Raw genomic sequence first — 1,942 nt, forward strand, 5'->3', positions numbered from 1 at the left:
ACGCGGGCAACCGGCAGGAGTTCTACGACGGGGTGGAGAGCCGCCTCGGGGTGCGTCCCGAGATCATCCCGGGCCAGGAGGAGGCGCAGTTGTCCTTCGGCGGAGCGGTGGCCGCCGCGCAGGCGAGGGGCCCCGTCGCGCTGCCCGCTCTCGTCATGGACGTGGGTGGCGGATCGACGGAGTTGTTCGTGGGCGCGGACGCCGGGTCGGCGTCCGGGGTGTCGCTCGACATGGGGTCGGTGCGGATCCGGGAGCGCTTCCTGCACTCCGACCCGCCGACCGCAGCCGAGGTCGGCGAGGCGACGGCGTTCATCGACGGACTGCTCGATTCCAGCGGGATCGACTTCGCCACCCCCGCCACGTGGTTCGGGGTGGGCGGTACCGCGACCGCGCTGGCCGCGATCGTCCTCGAGTTGCCCGCCTATGATCGCGCGCTGGTCGATGGCGCGACACTGACCCGCGAGCAGATCGCCGCCCTGTCCGAGCGCCTGCTCACCTGGCCGGTCGCCCGCGTCCTGCAGATCCCGACCATGGTCCCCGGGCGCGCCGACGTGATCTGCGCGGGCGCCTTGATCGTGCGTCGGATCGCGGAGCGCCTCGCTGTGCCGCTGGCGGTCAGCGAGGCCGACATCCTCGACGGGCTGGTCGCGGGCCTGCTCGCCTGACCCCGCGTTTAGACTGTGGGGCCAGTGCCCGAGGCCCCCGTAGCCCAATGGCAGAGGCAGGCGGCTTAAACCCGCCACAGTGCGGGTTCGACTCCCGTCGGGGGTACGGCGCGCGGTCCTGCCCGCGACGCGGGTCGGGGGTTTCCCGGGGTCGCCAGGGGCCGCGGAATAGCGGGACGCGCAGCTCCGTTGACTAGGATGAAAGAAATCTCGAAGGAAAGGCCCCCCTCATGAGGAGTACCAACCCGGTCTTCACGCGATCGGAGTCGTTCAACGCTCCCGCTCCATACCAGGCGCAGGCCGGCTACGGGCAGTCCGATGCGCAGGCGTACGGGCAGCCCACCTACGCCCAGCCGGGTTACGGACAGCCCGGGCAGCCCGCCGGACAGGTGATGACCGTCGACGACGTGATCACCAAGTCCGCCATCACGATGGGCGTGCTGATCCTGTCGGCCGCGGCCACGTTCATGTTCCTGCCCTCGGCGCTGCTGTACCCGACGCTGATCGTGAGCGGCATCGTCGCGTTCGTCTCGGTGCTCATGGTGTCGCTGCGGCGCGTCGTCAACCCGGCGTTCGTCCTGCTGTACTCCGTGATCGAGGGAGCCTTCATCGGCGCCTTCACCCTGATGTTCGCGCTGCGGTTCGACACCGGGCTGGTCCTGCAGGCCGTGCTCGGGACGTTCATGGCCGCCGGCGTGACCCTGTTCGCGTACCGGTTCTTCCGGATCAAGATCACCTCGAAGTTCCGCCGCATCGTCACGTTGGGCACGTTCGCGTTCCTCGGACTCGTGCTGGTGAACCTGGTGCTCGCCTTCTTCGGCATCAACCTCGGCATCCGGACCGTCGGCGGCGGCTTCAACCTCCTGGCCCTCGCGGTCTCCCTGGTTGCCATCGGCCTGGCCGTGGCCAACCTGCTGATGGACTTCGACTACATCGAGCAGGGCGTCCGCAACCAGTTGCCCGCCTCCGAGTCGTGGCGCAGCGCCTTCGGGATCACCGTCACGATGGTGTGGCTGTACACCGAACTGCTGCGCCTGATGTCCTACTTCAGGAACTAGCGCATCGTCAGCAAGCCCCGCCCGGGTCACCCGGGCGGGGCTTGCTGCGTTCGTGTCGGGGCGAGGGTCAGGCGCCCTGCCGGTGTAGGGAACGCAGCACCGTCTGGCCGTGCTTGGCCAGCAGTGAGCGGGACCCGTTGATCCAGGACACCTCGCGGAGCGCGCCCGCGGGCACCCAGCGGCTCGACGCGGTCGTTCCGCCGACATCGTGGACGACGG

At 69.5% G+C, this 1,942-nt stretch carries 2 protein-coding genes and 1 tRNA gene; all 3 read left to right on the forward strand.

Annotated features, from left to right (window positions below; all coding sequences use genetic code 11):
* Positions 1 to 665, forward strand: a 665-nt coding sequence (locus V7E09_RS15500; RefSeq protein WP_324523726.1) for a Ppx/GppA phosphatase family protein, incomplete at its 5' end; no start/stop codon positions are given.
* 33 nt (positions 666 to 698) lie between these two features.
* Positions 699 to 771 (forward strand) — tRNA-Leu (locus V7E09_RS15505).
* Positions 772 to 895: 124 nt separating this feature from the next.
* Positions 896 to 1,723, forward strand: a complete 828-nt coding sequence (locus V7E09_RS15510; RefSeq protein ID WP_324511606.1) for a Bax inhibitor-1/YccA family protein — start codon at positions 896 to 898, stop codon at positions 1,721 to 1,723.
* Positions 1,724 to 1,942: the final 219 nt, after the last annotated feature.

The sequence above is a fragment of the Propioniciclava sp. genome (assembly GCF_036744435.1).
GTDB lineage: Bacteria > Actinomycetota > Actinomycetes > Propionibacteriales > Propionibacteriaceae > Propioniciclava.

What these genes read in the sequence shown, in the direction of transcription:
- V7E09_RS15510 (WP_324511606.1), top strand. Translation starts at nt 896, where the DNA reads ATGAGGAGTACCAACCCGGTCTTCACGCGATCGGAGTCGTTCAACGCT.